Below are 20276 nucleotides of genomic sequence, written 5' to 3'. Positions count from 1 at the left end.
ACGGTGCCAATCCCCGAGATCGGCCTCCGCGCCATGACGCTGTCCGATGGCCCCGCCGGCGTCCGCGGCCCCCGATGGGACGAGCGCGAGCCGTCGCTCAACCTCCCGTCGGGCTCGGCCCTCGCCGCCGCGTGGGACGTCGACCTGGCGTACCGGTACGGGGCGGCCGCAGCATCCGAAGCCCGTCGCAAGGGCGTCGATGTCGTGCTCGGACCGACGATCAACCTCCACCGCTCGCCGCTCGGCGGACGTCACTTCGAGTGCTTCAGCGAGGACCCGGAGCTGTCGGCCGAGCTCGCCGCCGCGTATGTGCGCGGCCTGCAGGACAACGGCGTCGGCGCCACTCCCAAGCACTACGTCGCGAACGATTCCGAGACCGACCGCTTCACCGTCGACGTGCAGGTCGACGCTCGCCCGCTGCACGAGCTGTACCTGGCCCCGTTCGAGCGCGCCGTCGAAGCCGGCGCCTGGACGATCATGAGCGCCTACAACTCCGTGCACGGCGCCACGATGACCGAGCACGACCTTCTCGAGTCGCCGCTCAACTCCGTGTGGGGCTTCGACGGCGTGGTGATCAGCGACTGGACCGCCGTCCGCTCGCTCGGCGCGATCCCGGCCGCGCAGGACCTCGCCATGCCGGGACCCGCGCCCGCGTTCGCCGGCCTGGTCGATGCCGTGCGCGAGGGCGTCGTGGACGAGGCCGACATCGACCGCAAGGTGATGCGCATCCTGCTCCTCGCCGAACGCGTCGGCGCCCTCGAGGGCTCGACCGCGATCGAGCCGGCACCGCTGGACGGCCCCGCGTTCACGCGCGAGGCCTCGATCGCCGGCACCGTCCTGCTCGCGAACGACGGCGTCCTGCCGTTGGATGCCGCATCCCTCGGCAGCATCGCGGTCATCGGCCACAACGCGCGCGAGGCCCGCACCCAGGGCGGCGGCAGCGCGACCGTGCTCCCGGAGCGCATCACGTCGCCGCTCGACGGCATCCGCAGCGCCTTCCCGGGCGCCGATGTCCGCTACGAGCTCGGCACCGTCGTGCAGGAGGGCGTCGCCGAGATCCCGGTCGACCGGCTCACCAACCCCGTCACCGGCGAGCCCGGCGTGCGCGTCACCTTCTTCGGCGCCGACGGCGCCGAGCTCTTCGCAGAGGACCGCCGCTCGACCGCGCTCGTGTGGTTCGGCGGCGACGCGCCGATCGCCGCAAGCCGTCGCGTGGTCATCGAAGGCGTCTACACTCCCGCGGAGCCGGGCGAGATCCTCCTCGGCTTCGCGGGTGCCAATCCCGGTCGCCTGTATGTCGACGACGAGCTCGTCCTCGACGACGCGCCCGTCATCGAGGGGACCGACCTGGGCGCGGCCTTCCTCAACCCGCCGTCGCTCACGGCCGCCGTGCAGACGCAGGCCGGCGTCCCCCGACGCTTCCGCACCGAGCTGGACCTCGTCCAGGAGGGCGCCCTGGCCGGTGCGCTCTCGGTCACGATCGGCATCGCGCCCGACGACTCCGAGCCGGACGGACTCATCGCGCGCGCCGTCGAGGCCGCCACCGCGGCCGACGTCGCGATCGTCGTCGTGGGCACCAACTCGAAGGTGGAGTCCGAGGGCTACGACCGGCCCGACCTCGACCTGCCCGGCCGTCAGGACGAGCTGGTGCGCGCGGTCGCCGCTACCGGCACGCCCACCATCGTGGTCGTCAACGCGGGCGCTCCCGTGATCCTGCCGTGGGCGGGCGACGTCGCGGCCGTCCTTCAGGGGTGGTTCGGCGGCCAGGAGTTCGGCTCCGCGCTCGCCGATGTGCTGTCGGGCGCCGCGGAGCCCGGCGGGCGCCTGCCGACGACGTGGCCCTCGCAGCTGGACGACGTCCCCGTGACCGATGTCACGCCGCGCGACGGCGTGCTCCACTACGAGGAGGGCCTGCATATCGGCTACCGCGCCTGGCTGAAGGCGGACGCCGAGCCGGCCTTCCCCTTCGGCCACGGTCTCGGCTACACGATCTGGTCGTGGGGCACCGCGCAGCGCGACGGCGATACCGTCGAGGTGACCCTCGCGAACACCGGAGACCGCGCCGGCAAGCAGGTCGTCCAGGTGTACGCGGAGCGCCCTGATTCCGCCGTGGAGCGTGCCGAGCGCTGGCTCGTCGGGTTCGCGACCGTCCACGCCGCACCGGGCGAGACCGTCACCGCCACGATCCCCGTGCCGCCTCGCCGTCTGGCGCATTGGGCCGGCGAATGGGTCGTCGAGCCCGGCGGCTACACACTCCGGGCCGGGGCGTCGGTAGCCGACCTGCCGTTGACGCTCGATTGGCAGGTCGCCTCATGACCACGCTGTTCAACCCGCTCCTCAACGGCTTCCATCCCGACCCCAGCGTCGTCGCCGTCGACGGGGTCTACTACCTCGCCACCTCGACGTTCGAGTACCTCCCCGGGATCCCGATCCACCGCTCGACGGACTTCGAGACGTGGGAGCTGATCGGGCACGTCGCCACGCGCCCCGGGCAGCTCGCGGTCGAGGAGGTCCCGACGGCGGGTGGCGCGTGGGCGCCGACGATCCGGCACCACGACGGCGTCTTCCACCTCGTCATCACCGACGCGATGGGCCGGGGCATGCTGCACTTCACCGCGACGGACGCGGCGGGGCCGTGGAGCGACGGCGACCTCATCCTCACCGCGGACGGCTCGGAATCGATCAACGGCATCGACCCCGACGTCGCCTGGGATGCCGAGGGCACCGCGTACATCACCTTCTCGGGGCTGATCCTCTCCGGTGGCGACATCGGGAAGCACCTGGGCATCCAGCAGGTCGAGGTCGACCTCGAGCGCCACGTCGCGCGGGAGGAGCCGCGCTCGCTGTGGTCGGGCGTCGGGGGACAGTTCCCCGAGGCGCCGCACCTCTACGAGGTGGACGGCCGGTGGTACCTGATGATCGCGGAGGGCGGCACCGAGCGGGGGCACGGCATCTCGATCGCGCGCGGCGACTCGCCCCGTGGCCCCTTCGAGACGGCACCGCAGAATCCGCTGGTCTCGGCGCGATCGACGATCCGCCCGATCCAGAACACCGGTCACGGGGACCTCGTGATCGGTCCCGACGGCGACTGGCTGTGCGTGCTGCTCGGCGTGCGCCCCCGCAGCATGACCCGCGCGTTCTCGGCGCTCGGCCGCGAGACCTTCGTCACGCCCGTGCGCTGGCAGGAGGACGGCTGGCCGGCCATCGACCCCGTGCTCCTGAACCCGCGCCCCGGCACGCACGTCGAGGTCGACTTCGGGCGTGACACCGCGCTCGACGGTGAGTGGATCGGCGTCCGCGCCCTGCCCACGGCGCACGCGGACCTCACCGCCCGCCCCGGCTGGCTGACGCTCCGGGGGGACGGCTCCACGCTCGACGACCCGCGGCCGGTGTTCGTGGGTCGCCGCCAGGAGCACCTCACCAACGCGACGACCGTGACCCTGGATGCCTCGGCCGGCGTCGGCGGACTCGCCGTGCGTTACGACGAGCGATTCCACGTCGAAGTCGAGGCGGGCGGGGGCGAGGTCGTGGGCCGTGCGGTCGTCGGCGGACTCGTGCAGGAGTGGCGCGCGCCGTTCGGCGGCGGCATCCTTGATCTCCATGTCGACTCGCGCAAACCGGTCGCCACGGGTGGCTTCCCCGCCACGAGCGACGTCTTCCACCTCGCCGCGACCATCGACGGTGAGCGCCACGAACTCGGCCAGGTCGATGGGCGATTCCTCTCCTCCGAGACCGCCGAGTCGTTCACCGGCCGCGTCATCGGGGTGTACGCCGTGACGGGCGAGGTCGCCGTACAGCGCTGGGTCTCGGACGGAGATGACGGATGACGGTCCCCACGCCCCCTCCAGGCGCCGCCGGCGCGTCGCCCGGAGCCTCCGGGCGCGTGGGCCCAGCTGCATCCCCGGCCGCACGCCCGCGCGTGGCGTCGCTGCGGGCCGAGCTGCGCGACGACACGGCCTTCGTCGCGACGCCGACGCCTCGTCTCAGCTGGACGGTCGAGACCGGCGAGCGGGACTGGGTGCAGGCATCGGCCGACATCAGCGACGGCATCGAAACGGTGACCCTCGATGGCGCCGAGAGCGTGCTCGCAGCATGGCCCTTCCGCGCCCTCGCGGCCGGCGAAGGGCGCGATGTGTCGGTGCGCGTGCGCGCCGCGTCGGGCGCCGAGACGTCGTGGAGCCCCGCCGTGCGGGTCGAGGCGGGGTTCCTCGCCGACGGCGAGTGGGTGGCGCAGCCGGTCGGCCTCGCCGACCCCGAACGGGAGGCGCAGCCGGCACTGCTGCGCACGCACTTCCGGCTCGAGCGCGCACCACGGCGTGCGCTCCTGTTCTGGACCGCGCTCGGCGTCGCCGAGCCCGAGATCAACGGTGAAGCCGTGTCGGACGACGTGCTGTCGCCCGGTTGGACGGCGTACCGCGACCGACTCGTGCACGAGACGGTCGATGTCACGCGTCTGCTGCGCGAGGGCGACAACGTGCTCGGCGCGACGATCGCGGGCGCCTGGTACACCGAGAAGTACGGGTTCTTCACCTTCACGAACCGCCTGTACGGCACGCAGCCGTCGCTGCTCGCCCAGCTGCGCGTCGAGTACGACGACGGCTCCGTCGAGACCGTCGCCGCGACCGGCGACGGCTGGCGCGCGAGCGGCGACGGCCCCGTCGTCGACAGCGGCATCTACCCGGGCGAGCACCAGGACCTGCGGCGCGCCATCCCCGGATGGTCGACGCCCGGGTTCGACGACGGTGCGTGGGCTGCGGCCCGCATCGGCGCGGCGGCGAACGTCGGGTACGAGAACGTCCCCGTGCCCGAGGCGCGCATCGCGGCGCCCGTCCGGCGCATCGAGTCGCTCCCCGTCGCCGGGGTCCTCTCCTCGGCGTCGGGCGGCACGATCCTCGACTTCGGCCAGAACCTCGTCGGACGACTCCGCGTGCGCGTCGCAGCGCCGACGGGCACCCGCGTCACCGTCCGCCACGCCGAGGTGCTCGAGGACGGCGAACTGGCACTCCGGCCGCTGCGCAACGCGGCCGCTACGGCGACGTTCGACACCGCCGGCGACGGCGAGGAGACCCTGGAGTCGCGCTTCAGCTTCTACGGCTTCCGCTACGCGCAGATCGACGGCGTCAACCTCGACCCGTCGGCGGTCGAGGCCGTGGTGCTGCACACCGATATGACGCGGACCGGCTGGTTCGCAGCATCCGATCCCCTCCTCTCCCGCCTGCACGAGAACGTCGTGTGGGGCATGCGAGGCAACTTCCTATCGATCCCCACCGACTGCCCGCAGCGCGACGAGCGCCTCGGGTGGACCGGCGACATCCAGGTGTTCGCGCCGACGGCGAGCTTCCTGTACGACTGCGACGGCTTCCTCACGTCGTGGCTGCGCGACCTCGCCCACGAGCAGACGCGCAACGACGGCGAGGTGCCGCTCGTCGTGCCGGCGGCCCTCCCCGCGTTCGGCGGCCTGGGGCCGACGGCGGCCTGGGGGGATGCCGCGACCGCCGTGCCGACCGTGCTGCACGCCCGCTTCGGCGACGTGGGGGTGCTGGAGGCGCAGTACGCGAGCATGCGCGCGTGGGCCGACGCGGTGCTGCGCGACGCCGGACACCACGGCCCGTGGGAGGGCCGCATGCAGCTCGGCGACTGGCTGGACCCCTCCGCCCCGCCCGACAAGCCCGGCGACGCCAAGGTGCACGGCGACATCGTCGCGACCGCCTACCTGGCGCAGTCCCTCCGCCAGGTCGCCGATGCCGCGCGCCTGCTCGGCCGGGACGACGACGCCCAGACCTACGGCGCATTCGCGGAGCGGACCCGCGCGGCGTTCGAATCGCACTACGTGACCCCGGCGGGCCGCATGGTCAGCGACGCGCCGACCGCGTACGCACTCGCACTCGAGTTCGACCTCGTCACCGACCCGGCGCTGCAGCAGGCGCTCGCCGACCGCCTGGCGACGCTCGTCCGCGACGGCGGCTACCGCATCGCCACGGGCTTCGTCGGCACGCCGCTCGTGACCGACGCCCTCACCGGCGGCGGCCACCTCGACGCCGCGGAGCGCCTGCTGACCCAGACCGAGTGCCCGTCGTGGCTCTACCCGGTCACGATGGGCGCGACGACGGTGTGGGAGCGATGGGACAGCCTCCTGCCCGACGGCTCGGTCAACCCCGGCGAGATGACGTCGTTCAACCACTACGCGCTCGGCGCGGTCGCCGACTGGCTCCACCGGTCGGTGGCGGGCCTCGCCCCGGACGCCCCCGGCTACCGGCGCCTGCGTGTCGCGCCGCGGCCGCTCACCTCGCTGTCGCACGCGTCGGCGCGTCACATCACGCCCTATGGCGAGGCATCCGTCTCCTGGCGGCGCGATGCCGGCGAGATCGTCGTGAATGCCGTCGTGCCGGCGAACACCACAGCGATCGTGGATCTGCCGGGACGCACCGCGGAGATCGTCGAGGTCGGCTCGGGGACGCACGAGTGGCGCGTGCCGGCGGAGCCCGCCGCCGCCCGCCCGGCACTGCCCGGGCTGAAGTCCTCGCTCGCCGACGTGATCGACGACCCGCGCGCGTACCGGGCGGTGCTCGAGACGCTCGCCGCGTTCGACGCCGACCGTGCCGAGGCCGTGCGCACCGACACCGTGTGGGGCGCGGGGCGCACCCTCGAATCGGCGCTCCTCTTCACGCCTCCGCCCGTGCTCGCCGACGTCGATCGCGCCGTGCGCGACGCCACCTCCGTCTGACAGAAAGGGACTCCCATGTTCGACCGCGCCTCCACGTTCGGAGAGACGCTCGACCACCCGGACGGCCGCGCCGTGCTCGAGAAGCACCTGCCCGGCATCGCGGCCTCGCCGATGGCGGCGCAGTTCCGCGGGGCGCGCCTCGGCCAGCTCGTCGCGCTCGCGCAGGAGCTCGAGGACCCCGCCGCACGCCAGCGGCTGTGGGACGACCTCGCCGCCATCGGCGACGGCACGCACGCCCGGCGCGAGTACGCGCCGGCGATCGCGCCCGACCCCGGCTACGAGACCGACGACGTCGAGCGCGGCTCGGCGCGCCTGACGACGCCCCCGACGGTCGCCAAGTGGGACGTCCTCGAACTGAGGCTCGACGGCCCGGCGCACGGAAACCCCTTCGTCGACGTCGAAGTCGACGCCGTCTTCACGCGACCCGACGGCTCGGAAGTGCGCGTCGGCGGCTTCTACGACGGCGACGGCGTGTACCGCGTCCGTGCGCTGACCGACGCCGAGGGCGAGTGGAGCTTCCTCACGCGCTCGACGGCGCGCTCCCTCGACGGCATCGTCGGCTCCGCGACGGTCGGCGGCTCCCGCGAAGGCGCGCACGGCCCGGTGCGCGTGGACGGCTTCCACTTCCGCCACGCCGACGGCACCCGCCATCTCCCGCTCGGGACGACGGCCTACGCGTGGACGCACCAGGACGACGCCCTCCAGGAGCAGACACTCGCGACGCTCGCCGGATCCCCCTTCACGAAGATCCGCATGTGCCTCTTCCCGAAGTCGTACCTGTTCAACGCCAACGAGCCCGTGGACTTCGTCTTCCCCGGCTCGCTGGAGGACGGATTCGACCTCGAGCGTTTCGATCCCGCCCACTTCCGTCGCCTCGAGCGGCGCATCGCGCAGCTCGCCGAGCTCGGCATCGAGGCGGATCTCATCCTGTTCCACGCGTACGACCGCTGGGGCTTCGCCGATCTCGGCCCCGCCGTCGACGAGCGGTACCTGCGGTACGTCGTACGACGGCTGTCGGCGTTCGCGAACGTGTGGTGGTCGATGGCCAACGAATACGACCTGATGTGGTCGAACGAGATCGAGGACTGGGAGCGCCTCGCCGCCGTCGTCGGCGAGGAGGACGCGTTCGGCCATCTCAACTCGATCCACAACTGCCGCCCGTTCTACGACTACTCCGAGCCGTGGATCACCCACGTGAGCGTGCAGCGCGTCGACGTCTACCGCACCGCCGAGAACACCGACGAGTGGCGCGAGAGGTGGGGCAAGCCCGTCGTCATCGACGAGTGCGCGTACGAGGGCGACATCGACCAGGGGTGGGGCAACATCACCGGCGAGGAGATGACGCGTCGCTTCTGGGAGGGCGCCGTCCGCGGCGGGTACGTCGGCCACGGCGAGACCTATCTCCCCGAGCCGGACGGCGACGAAGTGCTGTGGTGGTCGAAGGGCGGCAAGCTGCACGGAACGTCACCCGACCGCATCCGATTCCTGCGCGATCTGCAGGCCGACGCGCCCGGCGGCGTGTGGGACCCGCTCCCCTCCGACTGGGACGTGCCCTGGGGTGGGACCGAGACCCACCGTATCGGGTACTTCGGGTTCAGCCGCCCGCGCTTCCGTCACGTCGTCCTGCCCGACGGCGAGTGGGCGATCGACGTCATCGACACCTGGAACATGACCGTGGACCGCCTCGACGGCACTCACCGCGCGACGGTCCGCGTGCCGCTGCCCGGGCGGCAGTTCATGGCCGTGCGCGCGATCCGCGTCGCCGACTGACCCGCCCCCCGGTCGTGGCGCGCACATCGTCACACCCTCGATGTTTCGTTCGCCACAGATGTACGCGCTCCGGCCCGATCCGCGTACATCTGTGGCGATCGAACTTGAGGTGAGGCGCCCACCGGAGCGCGCGCGGACGCGCGGTCAGCGGGGCTCGCGCACCCCGACGCGCTCGAGGTGCGCGTTCGAGAACCGGCCTTCCGGGTCGAGCCGCTCGAACACCGCGCGCGCATCGGCGAGCCGCGGGTGCACGCGCTCGATCGCGGCGCGGTCGAAGCCGTGGAGCTTGCCCCAGTGCGGTCGTGCGCCGAACGGCTCGAGCGCCGCCTCGACACGGGCGACGGCGGCCCCGACGTCGTCGGGATGGTTGAACCAGGTGAAGTGGATGATCACGACGTCGCGCCGGTACGCCGGGCTCAGCCACAGCTCGTCGGCCGCGGCGGTGCGCAGCTCGGTCCAGATCAGATGCGGACGGATGCTGTCGCCCAGCGCCCGCACCGCCTCCAGGGCCGCGGGGGCGTCGGCGCGGGCGACGAAGTACTCGCTCTGGATCTCGTCGCCGAAGGAAGGCTCGGCGTCGAGGCGGAAGTGCGGGAGCCGCAGCATCCACGGTCCCGGCACGCCGGCCAGCTCGGTGATGTTGTCCTCCACGCCCAGGGGCGAATCTCCCGCCGTCGCCCGCACGCCGTCGAGGATCGTGTCGGGCACGGGGTCGTCGTCGGCGTCGAGCCGGGTCTTGAGCCACACGTACCCGACCGTCGGCTCCTCCCAGCGCGAGAACACCGACACGCTGTAGCCCGCCGACGTGAGCGCGTCGTAGTCGGCGAGCGCGGCAGCCCAGGTGACGCCCGTGTAGATGTCCTGGCGGACGCGGAACGCCGGCTGTACGTCGAGGGTCAGCGACACCACGATGCCGTAGGCGCCGAGCCCGACCACCAGGGCGTCGAAGTCGGCATCCCCACGGCGCACCTCATGCACCTCGGCGTCGGCGCCGACATAGCGGAGCGCGCGGACGGATGCCGAGAGCACCGGATTCGCATCGCCCGACCCGTGTGTACCCGTGGCCGTCGCGCCGCCCACGTTGATGTGCGGGAGCGAGCCCATGTTGCGCAGGGCCCACCCGCGGTCGTCGAGCCAGACCGCGAGCACGCCGTAGCGGATGCCGGCGGGCACGGTGACGGTCTGCGCGGTCTCGTCGAGCTCGAACTCGGCGGGGAACCCCGTCACGTCGATGAGCGTGCCGGTGGTGTCGGGCAGGTCGGTGAACGAATGCCGCGTGCCGAGAGCCCGCACGCGCCCGGGCTGCCGGACGGCGCGCACGACGTCGTCTAGCGAGGTCGCCTCGACGATCCGCGGCGCTGCGTATTCGTAGGTTCCAGCCCAGTTGCGCGCCATCGCGCCTCCTTCTCAGACGATGCCGTCCGGTCTCGGACGATGCGGGTCAGTGCGCGGCTTCCGCCGCGAGTCGTTGCGAGGCGGTCGCCATGTGCAGCGCCATCGCGGAGGCGGCGGCATCCTCATCCCCCGCATCGATCGCGCGGAAGACGGCGCCGTGCTCGTCGATGGCGGTGCGCGCCTCGTCCTCGTCGTGCACCGCCCGGTCGGCGTACACCTGCAGCAGCGATCGCACGACGTGCAGCAGGTCGACGAGGGTGTCGTTGCCCGCGGCCGCGGCCAGCGCGTTGTGGAAGTCGAGGTCCGCCCGCGCGAACGCCTTGAGGTCGCCCACGCCGCCCCGCATGCGTTCGAGCGAGCCCGAGATGGCACGCAGATCGGATGCTGCGGCCCGGCCGGCGGCCAGACGGGCGACGTAGATCTCGAGCCCCGAGCGCAGTTCGAGCAGCTCGGCGGTGTTCTTCCGCCCGATCAGCAGCCCCCAGCGCAGCGTCTGCGGCAGCAGCTCGCTCGCGGTGCCGCGGAGGTAGGTCCCCGACCCTGGACGCACGTCGACGATGCCGAGGATCTCGAGCGCGGCGAGGGCCTCCCGCACCGCCGAGCGGCCGACGCCGAGCGTGGCGGCGAGCTGCCGTTCGGGCGGAAGGCGCGTCCCCGCTTCGAGGTCGCCGCCCGTGAAGAGGTCCATCAGCCGGCGGGCGACCTCCGACACCGGCGTGCCGGTGGGCAGGGCGCCCAGGGCTGCCGTGATCTCGGCCGAGCGGTCGTCGGGATAGGCGGGCATGCGAACAACTTACGGCAGTCGAACCGATTCCGGGATTGCTTTCGGTCAACCGGTTTGTCAGACTGTGGACCGGCGACGTCAGTCGCCTTTCTCGCGGCTGAGCGAGAAAACGTTTCCTGAGCTCGACGACGAGAGGCGAATCAACGATGAAGTTCCGGAGCAGGAAGCTGATGGCGGGCACGGCGGGGGTGGCCCTGGCGGCCCTCGTCGGATTGACGGGATGCGCCTCGGCCGCGCCGTCCAGCTCGCAGCCGACCCTCGACCCCGACGAGGAGGTGTCGATCACCTTCACCTTCTGGGGCAACGATGTGCGCGCGGAGCTCTACAACGAGGCGATCGCCGCCTTCGAGGAGCAGCACCCCAACATCGACGTCGACATCATCTTCCTGGCGCCCACCGAGTACTGGGAGAAGCGCCAGATCGAGGCGGCCGGCGGCGGCCTGCCGGACGTCGTGACGATGGACCTGGCGTATCTGCGCCAGTACTCGCAGAACGGCACGCTGCTCGACCTCGAGCCGTACCTCGGCACGATCATCCAGACCGACCCGATCGACCCGCAGGTGCTCCAGGCGGGCGTCGTCGACGGCGTCACGACCGCCGTGCCGCTCTCCACGAACTCGTGGGGCATGTTCCTCAACACCACGATCCTGGACGAGCTGGACGTCGAGCCGTTCACCGACGGCACCTGGGACGACTACTACGAGTGGATCGCCGAGGTGACCGCCGCGGCGAAGGCGGCCGGCAAGGACGTCTGGGGCGGTGTCGACCCCAACACGCGGTTCACGAACTTCGAGCTGCAGCTGCGCGCGGAGGGGTCGTACCTGTTCGACGACGAGGGCGAGCCCGGCTTCGACAAGGAGCGCCTCGCCGAGTTCTGGGAGTCGAACCAGTCGCTGCGCGAGGCGGGCGAGCTCGTGCCGCAGCAGCGGATCGCCGAAGTGCAGCCGAAGACGGCGTTCGACGCCGCGCTGAGCGCGAGCGACACCACGTGGGACAACTCCGGCGCCGGCTTCCTCGCCGGCCTCGGCGAGGGCTACGAGATCGAGCTGCTGGCTCCCCCGCTGTCGGTCGACGGCGGCAAGGACCTGTACCTCAAGGCTTCGCAGATGTACTCGATCGCGTCGAACTCCGACCATCCCGCGGCGGCGGCGACGCTCATCGACTTCCTCATCAACTCGCCCGAGTCGGGTGAGATCTTCGGCACCAACCGGGGGCTCCCGGCGTCCGAGACCGCGCGCGACGCGGCCGACCTCGACGAGCTCAGCCAGACGATCGCCGACTACGAGGCGTCGATCTCGGACCGCCTGGGCGACGCGCCGCCGGTGCCGATCGTCGGCTACGGCTCGCTCCACGAGAAGTTCCGCGAGCTGGGCGAGGAGCTGAACTTCGGCACGATCACGGTCGACCAGGCGGTGGACCAGTTCTTCGCCGAGATGGACGTGGTGCTGACCCAGTAGCCCGTCCCCGCGGCGGCCGGCTCCAGGGGGCGCCGGCCGCCGCCCTCGCCCGCCCGCTTCCGAGGAGACTCCGCCGTGCCCATCGACGTACCCGCCACCGCTTCATCCGCGCCGGCCCCGACGCGGCCGTCGCTGGGCATCCAGGGCCCGGTCGTCGCGTTCCAGGACCCTTGGGCGGGAGCCTCCTCCGACGAGATCATGCGCACGGGGACAGGCATCCCGATCCCGTCGCAGGATCCCGCGCCGACGGCAGGCGAATTCGTCGCCGCGCTGCGCGACCTCGGCGCCGACTTCTACGTGCACCACGTGATCCCGACCCACGCCGACCACGGTGCGCTGATCGCCGATCTCGCCGAGGCCGGGATCGACGTGGTCCTGGGCAACGAGTACGGCAACATCAACGGCCCGTTCGTCGCGGGCACGAACCGGTACGACCTGCCGCAGAACCTCATCCGGGATGCCGCGGCCGCCGGCGTGCTGGCCGGCGTGCTGTACGACGAGCCCGAGCACCTGCAGATCCACGCCGATCAGTACCGCCACGACGCCCACCTGCCGCACTTCGGGCAGACCGAGGGCCTCTCCGCCGAGCAGGCGATCGCCGTGATCGACGACACGGCGCGCGGCATCGTGCGCGACGTCGAGACCGCGACGGCGCAGGCGGGCGCCCCGGCCGTGCCCGTCCTCGCCGAGCACGTGTTCCCCGTGATGTTCCACACGCTCGCCCGTGCCGGCATGACCCCGGCGCCCAAGGTGATGAAGGAGTCCTTCCAGCCGCTGCAGCTCGGCACCGCGCTGGGCGCGGCGCTGCAGTACGGGCGCGAGCTGTGGATCTGCGCCGACCTCTGGGGCCCTGACATCGGCCCCTGGCTCACGCGGGCCCCGGGCTTCCCCGGGCACTCTCCCGCCGAGTTCGCGTCGGCGCTGCGACTCGCCTACCTGTTCGCTCCGACGCGGCTGTTCGTCGAGAACATCGATGTGCTGGTGCGCCACCGCGGCTCCGGAGCGTTCGAGCGCACCGCCCACGGCGAGGTGTGGCGGGAGTTCGTGCGCGACTTCGTGCCGCGGCATCCGCTTCGCTGGAGCCATCGCGAGGCGCGCGCCGACGTCGCCCTCGTGCACGCCGACGACAGCGACTTCGGGCGCGGCGCACGGCCGTTCGGCAACCGCTCGGCGACTGCGCCGGGCACCTCGCGCAGCGTCTTCGAGGCATGGCGAGCGCTCAGCCATGGACAGCTCCCCGACCACGGCACCTGCCTGCACATCCCCGGGTACGACTTCCCGCGCCACCAGCTCAACGACATCCCCCGTCCGCGATTCCCGCTCGCCGCGGGAGCGCCCGAGCCGACGCGCATGCACGGACTGTTCCAGCCGACCCGCAGCGTGCTCGCGTTCGACGAGCACGTGGGCGCCGAGCAGCTCGCCGACGCGGGTCTCGTCGTGGTCGCGGGCAGCCGTCTTCCCCGCACCACCCTCGACGCTCTGCGCACCCGCGCGGCCGCCGGGGCGACCGTTCTCATCGCCTCGTGGCTGTGCGACGCCGAGCGCTCGCGATCGGCGCGGGTCGGCCATGGGCGATGGATCGTCTACGAGACGCTCGACGACCCCGACGCGCAGGAGGCGATCGCCGCGCACGCCGGCGCGCCCGACGTCTGGACGCAGCGCTTCGGCGACGTCGAGCTGCGCATCCGCGCGACGGAACCCGGCGGCGAGACGCTCGATTTCGAGATCACGGATGCTGCGGCCCGCCGCATCGCCTGAGCTCCGAGCGCCTCGTACCCCGAGTCGCGAACGCCCACTCCCCCGACGCGACGGGGGGAGGCCGCATCCGCTCGCGCTTGCAATTGGTCAACCGGTTTGTCACAATGGGTCCCGGAAACCACCTCGATCACCGTCGATGAGCAGGAGTCACTGTGGACCAGAACCAGACCGTCGCGGTCGCGCCGCCCGTCGCGCGATCCGCCATCCGCAAGGTGTCGATCCGCCTCGTGCCGTTCGTCGCGCTGATGTTCTTCATCAACTACCTCGACCGCACCGCGATCGGCTTCGCCGCCCCCAACGGCATGAACGACGACCTCGCGCTCAGCGCCGCTCAGTTCGGCTTCGCGTCGGGCGTCTTCTTCATCGGCTACATCCTGCTCGAGGTGCCCTCGAACCTGGCTCTGCACAAGTTCGGCGCCCGCCGCTGGCTCTCGCGCATCATGGTCAGCTGGGGCATCGTCGCGCTGCTGTTCACGTGGGTGCAGAACTTCGAGCAGCTCGTCGTGCTGCGCTTCCTCCTCGGCGTCGCCGAGGCCGGCTTCTTCCCCGGCGCCATCCTCTTCCTCAGCCTCTGGGTGCCCGCGCAGTACCGCGGCCGCATCCTCATGCTCTTCTACCTGGCGCAGCCGCTCACCACCGTCATCGGCGCCCCGCTGGCCGGCTGGCTCATCCAGCAGCACGAGGTCTTCTTCGGGCTCGAGGGCTGGCGCTTCATGTTCTTCGGCGTCGCGATCCCGGCGATCGTCGTCGGTGTCATCGCGTGGTTCTACTTGAAGGACCGCCCGGCGGACGCCAAGTGGCTGACGCGCGACGAGCAGGTCTGGCTGACGGACGCCCTCGACCGCGAGAAGGCGGCGACGCAGAAGAAGGAGCACGGCCACGTGTCGGCGCGCTTCGCCTTCAAGAGCGGTCGGGTGTGGGTGCTCTCCTTCATCTACTTCGGGTTCATCTACGGCCTGTACGCGCTCGCGTTCTTCCTCCCCACGATCATCGAGGGCTTCCAGGCGCAGACGGGTCAGACCTTCGACACGCTGCAGAAGGGCCTCATCACCGCGATCCCGTACCTGCCGGCCGCCATCGTCATGTACTTCTGGTCGCGCGACGCCTCCAAGCGCGGCCTCAAGACGTGGCACATCGCGGGTCCGGCGATCGCCGGGGCCATCAGCATCCCGCTCGCCCTGTTCATGGGATCGCCCGCCGCCACCATCGCGGTCATCACGATCACGGCGTCCGCGATCTTCGCCGCCCTGCCGAACTTCTGGACGCTTCCCACGCGCTTCCTCACGGGTGCCGCGGCGGCGGCCGGTGTCGCACTGATCAACACGATCGGCAACCTGGCCGGGTTCTCGGCGCCGTTCGTCACGGGCTTCGTGCACGACTGGACCGGCGGCTACGAGATCCCGATGTTCATCGTCGGCCTCGTCATGCTCGTCTCGGCGGTGCTGATGGTGCTGCTCGCCCGCAGCAACCGCATCAACCCGGTGACCGTGGATGAGACGTCGACCGATGACCCCGCCGTGGACGCGGAGGCGCTGAGCGCCGCCGCCGACCCCAAGGGTGACGCGCGATGACCCGACTGTGGAATGAGCCGGCGGACTTCGCCGACGAGATGATCGACGGCTTCGTCGCGGCGAACGAGCGGTACGTCCGCCGGGTGCCGGGCGGCGTGGTGCGTTCGACGGTGTCGCCGGCCGGCCAGGTCGCGGTCGTCGTGGGTGGCGGCTCTGGCCACTACCCCGCGTTCGGCGGGCTGGTGGGTCCGGGGCTGGCGCACGGCGCGGCGATGGGCAACCTGTTCGCGTCGCCGTCGACGCAGCAGGTGTTCGCGGTCGCGAAGGCGGCCGACAACGGTGGCGGGGTGTTCTTCTCCTACGGCAATTACGCGGGCGACGTGCTGAACTTCGACGCGGCGCAGGAGCGGCTGCGGGCCGAGGGCATCGCGTGCGAGACGGTCACGGTCACCGACGACATCGTCAGCGCCACCGCCGACGAGAAGCACAAGCGCCGCGGCATCGCCGGCGATCTGACGGTGTTCCGCATCGCGGGCGCCGCGGCCGAGGCGGGCGCCGACCTCGCCGAGGTCACCCGCCTCGCCCGTCACGCGAACGAGCGCACCCGGTCGTTCGGCGTCGCGTTCACCGGCTGCACGCTGCCCGGTGCCGAGCAGCCGCTGTTCACCGTCCCGGAGGGGCGGATGGCGATCGGTCTCGGCATCCACGGCGAGCCGGGCATCGACGAGACCGACATCCCCACCGCCGACGGCCTCGCCGAGCTGCTCGTCTCGCGACTCTTGGCCGAGGTGCCCGAGGGGATCGAAGTGGTGGGTGCGCGTGTCGTGCCGATCCTCAACGGCCTGGGCTCGCTGAAGTACGAGGAGATGTTCGTCGTCTACCGGCGCATCGCCCAGCTGCTGCGGGATGCGGGTCTGGAGCTGGTGGACCCGCACGTGGGCGAGTACTGCACGAGCTTCGACATGGCCGGCACGTCGCTCACCCTGTTCTGGCTGGACGACGAGCTCGCCGCCCTGTGGGACGCCCCGGTCGACACCCCCGCGTACCGGCGCGGCTCCGTCGCCCCGCAGCAGCGCCTCGTCGCCGCCGACACCACCGCGGCCGTCGCCGAGGCCATCGAGCCCGGGGACGAGGCATCCCGTGCCGCCGCCCAGACGGTGCTCGCTGCGGTCCGCACGATCGCGGTGACCGTGGACGCCCACGTCGACGAGCTGGGCCGCATCGACGCGATCGCCGGGGACGGCGACCACGGCATCGGCATGCAGCGCGGCTCGCACGCGGCCCTCGCCGCCGCGACCGCCGCCGTCGACGCCGGAGCCGGCGCCCGCACCACCCTCGCGCACGCCGCCGACGCCTGGGCCGACAAGGCCGGCGGCACCTCGGGCGCGCTGTGGGGCGTCATCCTGAACGCCGTCGCCGCGAAGCTCGGCGACACCGGCCGCCCCGAGCCCGCCGCGGTCGCCGCAGGCGTCGCCGCCGGGTCACGCGGCGTCACCGACTACGGCAAGGCCGAGGTCGGCGACAAGACCCTCGTCGACGCGCTCGTGCCGTTCAGCACCACCCTCACCGGCGCGGTGGACGCCGGCGCCGGTCTCACCGACGCGTGGCGGACTGCGGCGGATGCTGCCACCCGCGCCGCTGCGGCGACCGCCGAGCTCCTCCCCCGCATGGGCCGCGCCCGCACGCACGGCCAGAACAGCGTGGGCACCCCCGACCCGGGCGCGATCTCGCTCGCGCTCATCGTGACCGCCGTGGGTGAGACGCTCGCGGCCGAGAACCAGAAGGAGAACGCGAATGCCTGAGCCCCTGCGCATCGTGATCGGCGCCGACGACGCCGGCTTCGACTACAAGGAGATCCTCAAGAAGGACCTCGAGCAGAACCCCGGTGTCGTCGAGGTGATCGACGTGGGGGTGGACGCCGACGGCCACACCCCGTACCCGAAGGTCGCGATCGAGGCCGCCCAGCAGGTCGCGGCCGGCACCGCCGACCGGGCGCTGCTGATCTGCGGCACGGGCCTGGGCGTCGCGATCGCCGCGAACAAGGTACCCGGCATCCGCGCCGTCACCGCCCACGACTCGTTCTCGGTCGAGCGCGGCGTGCTGTCCAACAACGCGCAGGTGCTCACCATGGGCCAGCGCGTGGTCGGCATCGAGCTCGCGCGCCGCCTCGTCCGCGAGTGGCTCACCTACCGTTTCGACACCACCTCCGCGTCGGCCGACAAGGTCGCCGTCATCGACGAGTTCGAGACCACCGGATCCTGCTGATGACCGAGCACGAACTCCGCAGAATCGCACCGAGCTCGCAGGATTCCGCGCCGAACCTGCGCGTCGCGCGAGATCAGGCGGAGTTCGTGCACGCCGCGGTCACGGTCGGGGTGAGCCTGAAGACGTACTTCGGGCACGAGCGGGCGCGCGCGTGGTTCGCCGACGTCGCCGCCCGCGCGGCCGACCACCCCGCCGTGGCCGACGGCTCCGTGCGGTTCTTCGTGATCCCCACCTACCTGCAGATCCCCGCCGCCCTCGCCGCGTTCGCCGGCACCCCGGTGCTGGTCGGCGCGCAGGACATCTCCGCCTACCCTCCCGGCGCCTACACCGGCGAGGTCGCCGCCGACGAGCTCGCCGAAGTCGGCGTCCAGGTCGCCGAGATCGGCCACGCCGAACGGCGCCGCCTGTTCGACGAGACCGACACCGTCACCGCCGCCAAAGCCGCCGCCGCCCTCACCCACGGCATCACCCCGGTGCTGTGCATCGGCGAAGCCGAACACCTCGGCGCCCCCTCCGCCGCGCTCGCGAACGTCGAGCAGCTCGCCGCGAACCTCGAGAACGTGCCCGCCGGACCCGTCATCGTCGCCTACGAGCCGGTGTGGGCCATCGGCGCCGCCCAGCCCGCGCCCGACGACCACATCGCCACCGTCACCCGCGCGCTGCGCGCCGCGGTCGACGCCGACCCCGCCCGCACCGGCAGCGTCGTCATCTACGGCGGCTCGGCCGGCCCCGGCCTGCTCACCCGCCTCGGCGAAGCCGTCGACGGCCTCTTCCTCGGCCGCTTCGCGCACGACCCCGACGCACTCGTCGCGGTCTGGGACGAGGCATCCGTCCTCGCCTCCTCCCGTCTCCTCCACCCCACCCCGAGACTTCACCGGAGCGCCGAGACGGCGGGCTCCATCGGAAGTCTCGGCGCTCCGCTGGAGTCTCGCGAGAAGACGACGGGGGTCGACGCATGATCGGCCTCGGCACGTACGCCTTCTTCTGGCAGCACTCCGACCAGGTGCCCGAACCGCTGTCGCTCGTCGGGGCGTTCGAGGCCACGAAGGAGCTCGGCGTCGATCTGTTCCAGATCTGCGACTACGCACCCCTCGAGGCCATGACCGGCGCGGAGCTCGCAGATGCGGCGTCCGCCGCGCGCGACCTCGACCTCACCGTCGAGCTCGGCACGAAGGGGATCGAGCCGGACCGGCTCACGCGGTTCCTCGACCTCGCGAGCGCGTTCGGCACCACCCTGGTGCGCAGCATGCTCTACTCCGCCGACACGCGTCCCACCCTCGATCAGGCGGAGGAATGGCTCCGCGCCACGCTCCCGTCCTTCGAGGCCGCCGGAGTCGATCTCGCCCTCGAGACGTACGAGCAGGTCGCCACCGCAGACCTCGTCGACCTCGTCGCGCGCATCGGCAACGACCGCCTCGGCATCTGCCTCGATCCCGCGAACGTCGTCGCCCGCCTGGAGCGTCCGCGCGACTGCGTCGAGCAGACCGCCCCGCACGTCAAGAACGTGCACGTCAAGGACTTCGCCTTCGCCCGCCAGCCGGGCTGGGTCGGCTTCACCTACGGGGGCGTGCCCATGGGCGACGGCCTCCACGACTACCCCCACCTGCTCGAGACCGTCCGCCCGCGCGAGCGCGGGATCAACGAGGTCGTCGAGCACTGGCTCTCCTGGCAGGGGGATGCCGAGACCACCGTCCGCACCGAGCGGGAATGGACCCGCCGCACCATCGAATATCTGAGGAGCACGACATGAGCACCACCACCGACACGTACAAGATCGCCGTCGTCGGCGCCGGCGGGAAGATGGGCATGCGCGTGTCCAACAACCTCGTCAAGACCGACCACACCGTCTGGTACGTCGAGAACTCGCCCGCCGGACAGCAGCGCACGCTGGACGCGGGTCGTGAGCTGACGGATGCCGCCACCGCCGTCGCCCACGCCGACATCGTCGTCCTGGCCGTGCCCGACCTCGCGCTCGGCCCCGTCACCGCCGACCTCGTGCCGCAGCTGAAGTCCGGCGCGATCGTGCTGACGCTCGACCCGGCCGCCGCCTACGCGGGCCTCCTCACCACCCGCGAGGACGTCGTCCAGGCCGTCGCGCACCCCTGCCATCCGTCGGTCTTCCTCGAGCGCACCACCAAGGAGGAGTGGGCCGACACGTTCGGCGGCATCGCGGCCCCGCAGGACGCCATCGCCGCCGTCGAGAGCGACGACCCCGCGCACAAGGCGATCGTCGAGGCGACGGTCCGCGCGATCTACGCCCCCGTCATCGACGTGCACTTCGTGACCGTCAAGCAGCTCGCCCAGCTCGAGCCGACGCTGGTCGAGACGGTCGCCTGCATGATCGGCGCGCTCCTCAACGAGGCGCTCGACGAGGCGATCAACACCATGGGTGTTCCCGAAGCGGCGGCGCGCAGCATCCTGTACGGCCACACCCAGGTGGCGCTCGCCAACGGCCTGCGCGGCGACAACCCGTTCTCGGACGCCTGCCTCATCGCGATGGACTACGGCCGCGAGTCGATCATCAAGGACGACTGGAAGAAGATCTTCCGCGACGACGAGCTCGACAAGAACCTCGCGCGGATGCTGCACCTCGACCACATCGAGCGCTGACC

The 20276-nt window shown here is 72.0% G+C and carries 14 protein-coding genes; 12 read left to right on the top strand and 2 right to left on the bottom strand.

Features of this window, described 5'->3' with window-relative positions; all coding sequences use genetic code 11:
* The first annotated feature begins 33 nt into the window (after positions 1-33).
* Genes ACFQ7C_RS09230 through ACFQ7C_RS09215 form a run of 4 tightly spaced genes read left to right on the top strand, consistent with a single transcriptional unit; the run spans position 34 to position 8494 of the window.
* Positions 34-2316, top strand: coding sequence for a glycoside hydrolase family 3 protein (locus tag ACFQ7C_RS09230; protein WP_378899595.1), 2283 nt, complete (start codon positions 34-36; stop codon positions 2314-2316).
* Positions 2313-3827, top strand: a complete 1515-nt coding sequence (locus tag ACFQ7C_RS09225) for a family 43 glycosylhydrolase (protein WP_378899425.1) — start codon at positions 2313-2315, stop codon at positions 3825-3827. The genes ACFQ7C_RS09230 and ACFQ7C_RS09225 overlap by 4 nt, the downstream gene beginning before the upstream one ends.
* Positions 3824-6724 carry a family 78 glycoside hydrolase catalytic domain gene (locus ACFQ7C_RS09220; protein WP_378899422.1) on the top strand — a complete coding sequence of 967 codons (2901 nt, stop codon included), beginning with the start codon at positions 3824-3826 and terminating at the stop codon, positions 6722-6724. The genes ACFQ7C_RS09225 and ACFQ7C_RS09220 overlap by 4 nt, the downstream gene beginning before the upstream one ends.
* 15 nt (positions 6725-6739) lie before the next feature.
* On the top strand, positions 6740-8494 hold the full coding sequence (locus tag ACFQ7C_RS09215) for a DUF5605 domain-containing protein (RefSeq protein WP_378899419.1): 1755 nt from the start codon (positions 6740-6742) through the stop codon (positions 8492-8494).
* A 144-nt stretch (positions 8495-8638) separates the two neighbouring features.
* On the opposite strand, the gene ACFQ7C_RS09210 is transcribed toward ACFQ7C_RS09215, so the two are convergent.
* Together ACFQ7C_RS09210 and ACFQ7C_RS09205 are read right to left on the bottom strand one after the other, a co-directional pair.
* A complete protein-coding gene (locus ACFQ7C_RS09210; RefSeq protein ID WP_378899416.1) occupies positions 8639-9889 on the bottom strand; it encodes a D-arabinono-1,4-lactone oxidase in 1251 nt (416 codons plus the stop codon).
* 46 nt (positions 9890-9935) lie between these two features.
* Positions 9936-10673: a FadR/GntR family transcriptional regulator gene (locus ACFQ7C_RS09205; RefSeq protein WP_378899413.1), complete on the bottom strand. Its 738-nt coding sequence runs from the start codon at positions 10671-10673 to the stop codon at positions 9936-9938.
* Between the two features lie 146 nt (positions 10674-10819).
* Here ACFQ7C_RS09205 and ACFQ7C_RS09200 point away from each other — a divergent pair, with 146 nt between their 5' ends.
* The 8 genes from ACFQ7C_RS09200 to ACFQ7C_RS09165 all read left to right on the top strand — a co-directional run bounded on the left by ACFQ7C_RS09200 (position 10820) and on the right by ACFQ7C_RS09165 (position 20274).
* Positions 10820-12130 (top strand): ABC transporter substrate-binding protein, encoded by a 1311-nt coding sequence (locus ACFQ7C_RS09200; protein ID WP_378899410.1) that lies wholly within the window; start codon positions 10820-10822, stop codon positions 12128-12130.
* A 75-nt stretch (positions 12131-12205) separates the two neighbouring features.
* Positions 12206-13888: a hypothetical protein gene (locus ACFQ7C_RS09195; RefSeq protein ID WP_378899407.1), complete on the top strand. Its 1683-nt coding sequence runs from the start codon at positions 12206-12208 to the stop codon at positions 13886-13888.
* A 152-nt stretch (positions 13889-14040) separates the two neighbouring features.
* Positions 14041-15459, top strand: coding sequence for an MFS transporter (locus ACFQ7C_RS09190; RefSeq protein WP_378899404.1), 1419 nt, complete (start codon positions 14041-14043; stop codon positions 15457-15459).
* Positions 15456-17201: a dihydroxyacetone kinase family protein gene (locus tag ACFQ7C_RS09185; RefSeq protein ID WP_378899401.1), complete on the top strand. Its 1746-nt coding sequence runs from the start codon at positions 15456-15458 to the stop codon at positions 17199-17201. The genes ACFQ7C_RS09190 and ACFQ7C_RS09185 overlap by 4 nt, the downstream gene beginning before the upstream one ends.
* Complete coding sequence (locus ACFQ7C_RS09180; RefSeq protein ID WP_378899398.1) at positions 17194-17664, top strand: ribose-5-phosphate isomerase; 471 nt, start codon at positions 17194-17196, stop codon at positions 17662-17664. Before ACFQ7C_RS09185 ends, ACFQ7C_RS09180 begins: the two co-directional genes overlap by 8 nt.
* Positions 17664-18623: a triose-phosphate isomerase family protein gene (locus tag ACFQ7C_RS09175; protein WP_378899395.1), complete on the top strand. Its 960-nt coding sequence runs from the start codon at positions 17664-17666 to the stop codon at positions 18621-18623. The genes ACFQ7C_RS09180 and ACFQ7C_RS09175 overlap by 1 nt, the downstream gene beginning before the upstream one ends.
* Positions 18620-19414, top strand: coding sequence for a sugar phosphate isomerase/epimerase family protein (locus tag ACFQ7C_RS09170; protein WP_378899392.1), 795 nt, complete (start codon positions 18620-18622; stop codon positions 19412-19414). Before ACFQ7C_RS09175 ends, ACFQ7C_RS09170 begins: the two co-directional genes overlap by 4 nt.
* On the top strand, positions 19411-20274 hold the full coding sequence (locus ACFQ7C_RS09165; RefSeq protein ID WP_378899388.1) for a phosphogluconate dehydrogenase C-terminal domain-containing protein: 864 nt from the start codon (positions 19411-19413) through the stop codon (positions 20272-20274). The genes ACFQ7C_RS09170 and ACFQ7C_RS09165 overlap by 4 nt, the downstream gene beginning before the upstream one ends.
* Positions 20275-20276: the final 2 nt, after the last annotated feature.

Source organism: Microbacterium sp. NPDC056569 (genome assembly GCF_042793475.1).
Classification (GTDB): domain Bacteria; phylum Actinomycetota; class Actinomycetes; order Actinomycetales; family Microbacteriaceae; genus Microbacterium.
This window is presented reverse-complemented; position numbering and strand designations above follow the sequence as displayed.

What these genes read in the sequence shown, in the direction of transcription:
- ACFQ7C_RS09220 (WP_378899422.1), top strand. Translation starts at nt 3,824, where the DNA reads ATGACGGTCCCCACGCCCCCTCCAGGCGCCGCCGGCGCGTCGCCCGGA.
- ACFQ7C_RS09175 (WP_378899395.1), top strand. Translation starts at nt 17,664, where the DNA reads ATGACCGAGCACGAACTCCGCAGAATCGCACCGAGCTCGCAGGATTCC.
- ACFQ7C_RS09185 (WP_378899401.1), top strand. Translation starts at nt 15,456, where the DNA reads ATGACCCGACTGTGGAATGAGCCGGCGGACTTCGCCGACGAGATGATC.
- ACFQ7C_RS09205 (WP_378899413.1), bottom strand. Translation starts at nt 10,673, where the DNA reads ATGCCCGCCTATCCCGACGACCGCTCGGCCGAGATCACGGCAGCCCTG.
- ACFQ7C_RS09200 (WP_378899410.1), top strand. Translation starts at nt 10,820, where the DNA reads ATGAAGTTCCGGAGCAGGAAGCTGATGGCGGGCACGGCGGGGGTGGCC.
- ACFQ7C_RS09230 (WP_378899595.1), top strand. Translation starts at nt 34, where the DNA reads ATGACGCTGTCCGATGGCCCCGCCGGCGTCCGCGGCCCCCGATGGGAC.
- ACFQ7C_RS09210 (WP_378899416.1), bottom strand. Translation starts at nt 9,889, where the DNA reads ATGGCGCGCAACTGGGCTGGAACCTACGAATACGCAGCGCCGCGGATC.
- ACFQ7C_RS09180 (WP_378899398.1), top strand. Translation starts at nt 17,194, where the DNA reads ATGCCTGAGCCCCTGCGCATCGTGATCGGCGCCGACGACGCCGGCTTC.
- ACFQ7C_RS09170 (WP_378899392.1), top strand. Translation starts at nt 18,620, where the DNA reads ATGATCGGCCTCGGCACGTACGCCTTCTTCTGGCAGCACTCCGACCAG.
- ACFQ7C_RS09165 (WP_378899388.1), top strand. Translation starts at nt 19,411, where the DNA reads ATGAGCACCACCACCGACACGTACAAGATCGCCGTCGTCGGCGCCGGC.
- ACFQ7C_RS09225 (WP_378899425.1), top strand. Translation starts at nt 2,313, where the DNA reads ATGACCACGCTGTTCAACCCGCTCCTCAACGGCTTCCATCCCGACCCC.
- ACFQ7C_RS09215 (WP_378899419.1), top strand. Translation starts at nt 6,740, where the DNA reads ATGTTCGACCGCGCCTCCACGTTCGGAGAGACGCTCGACCACCCGGAC.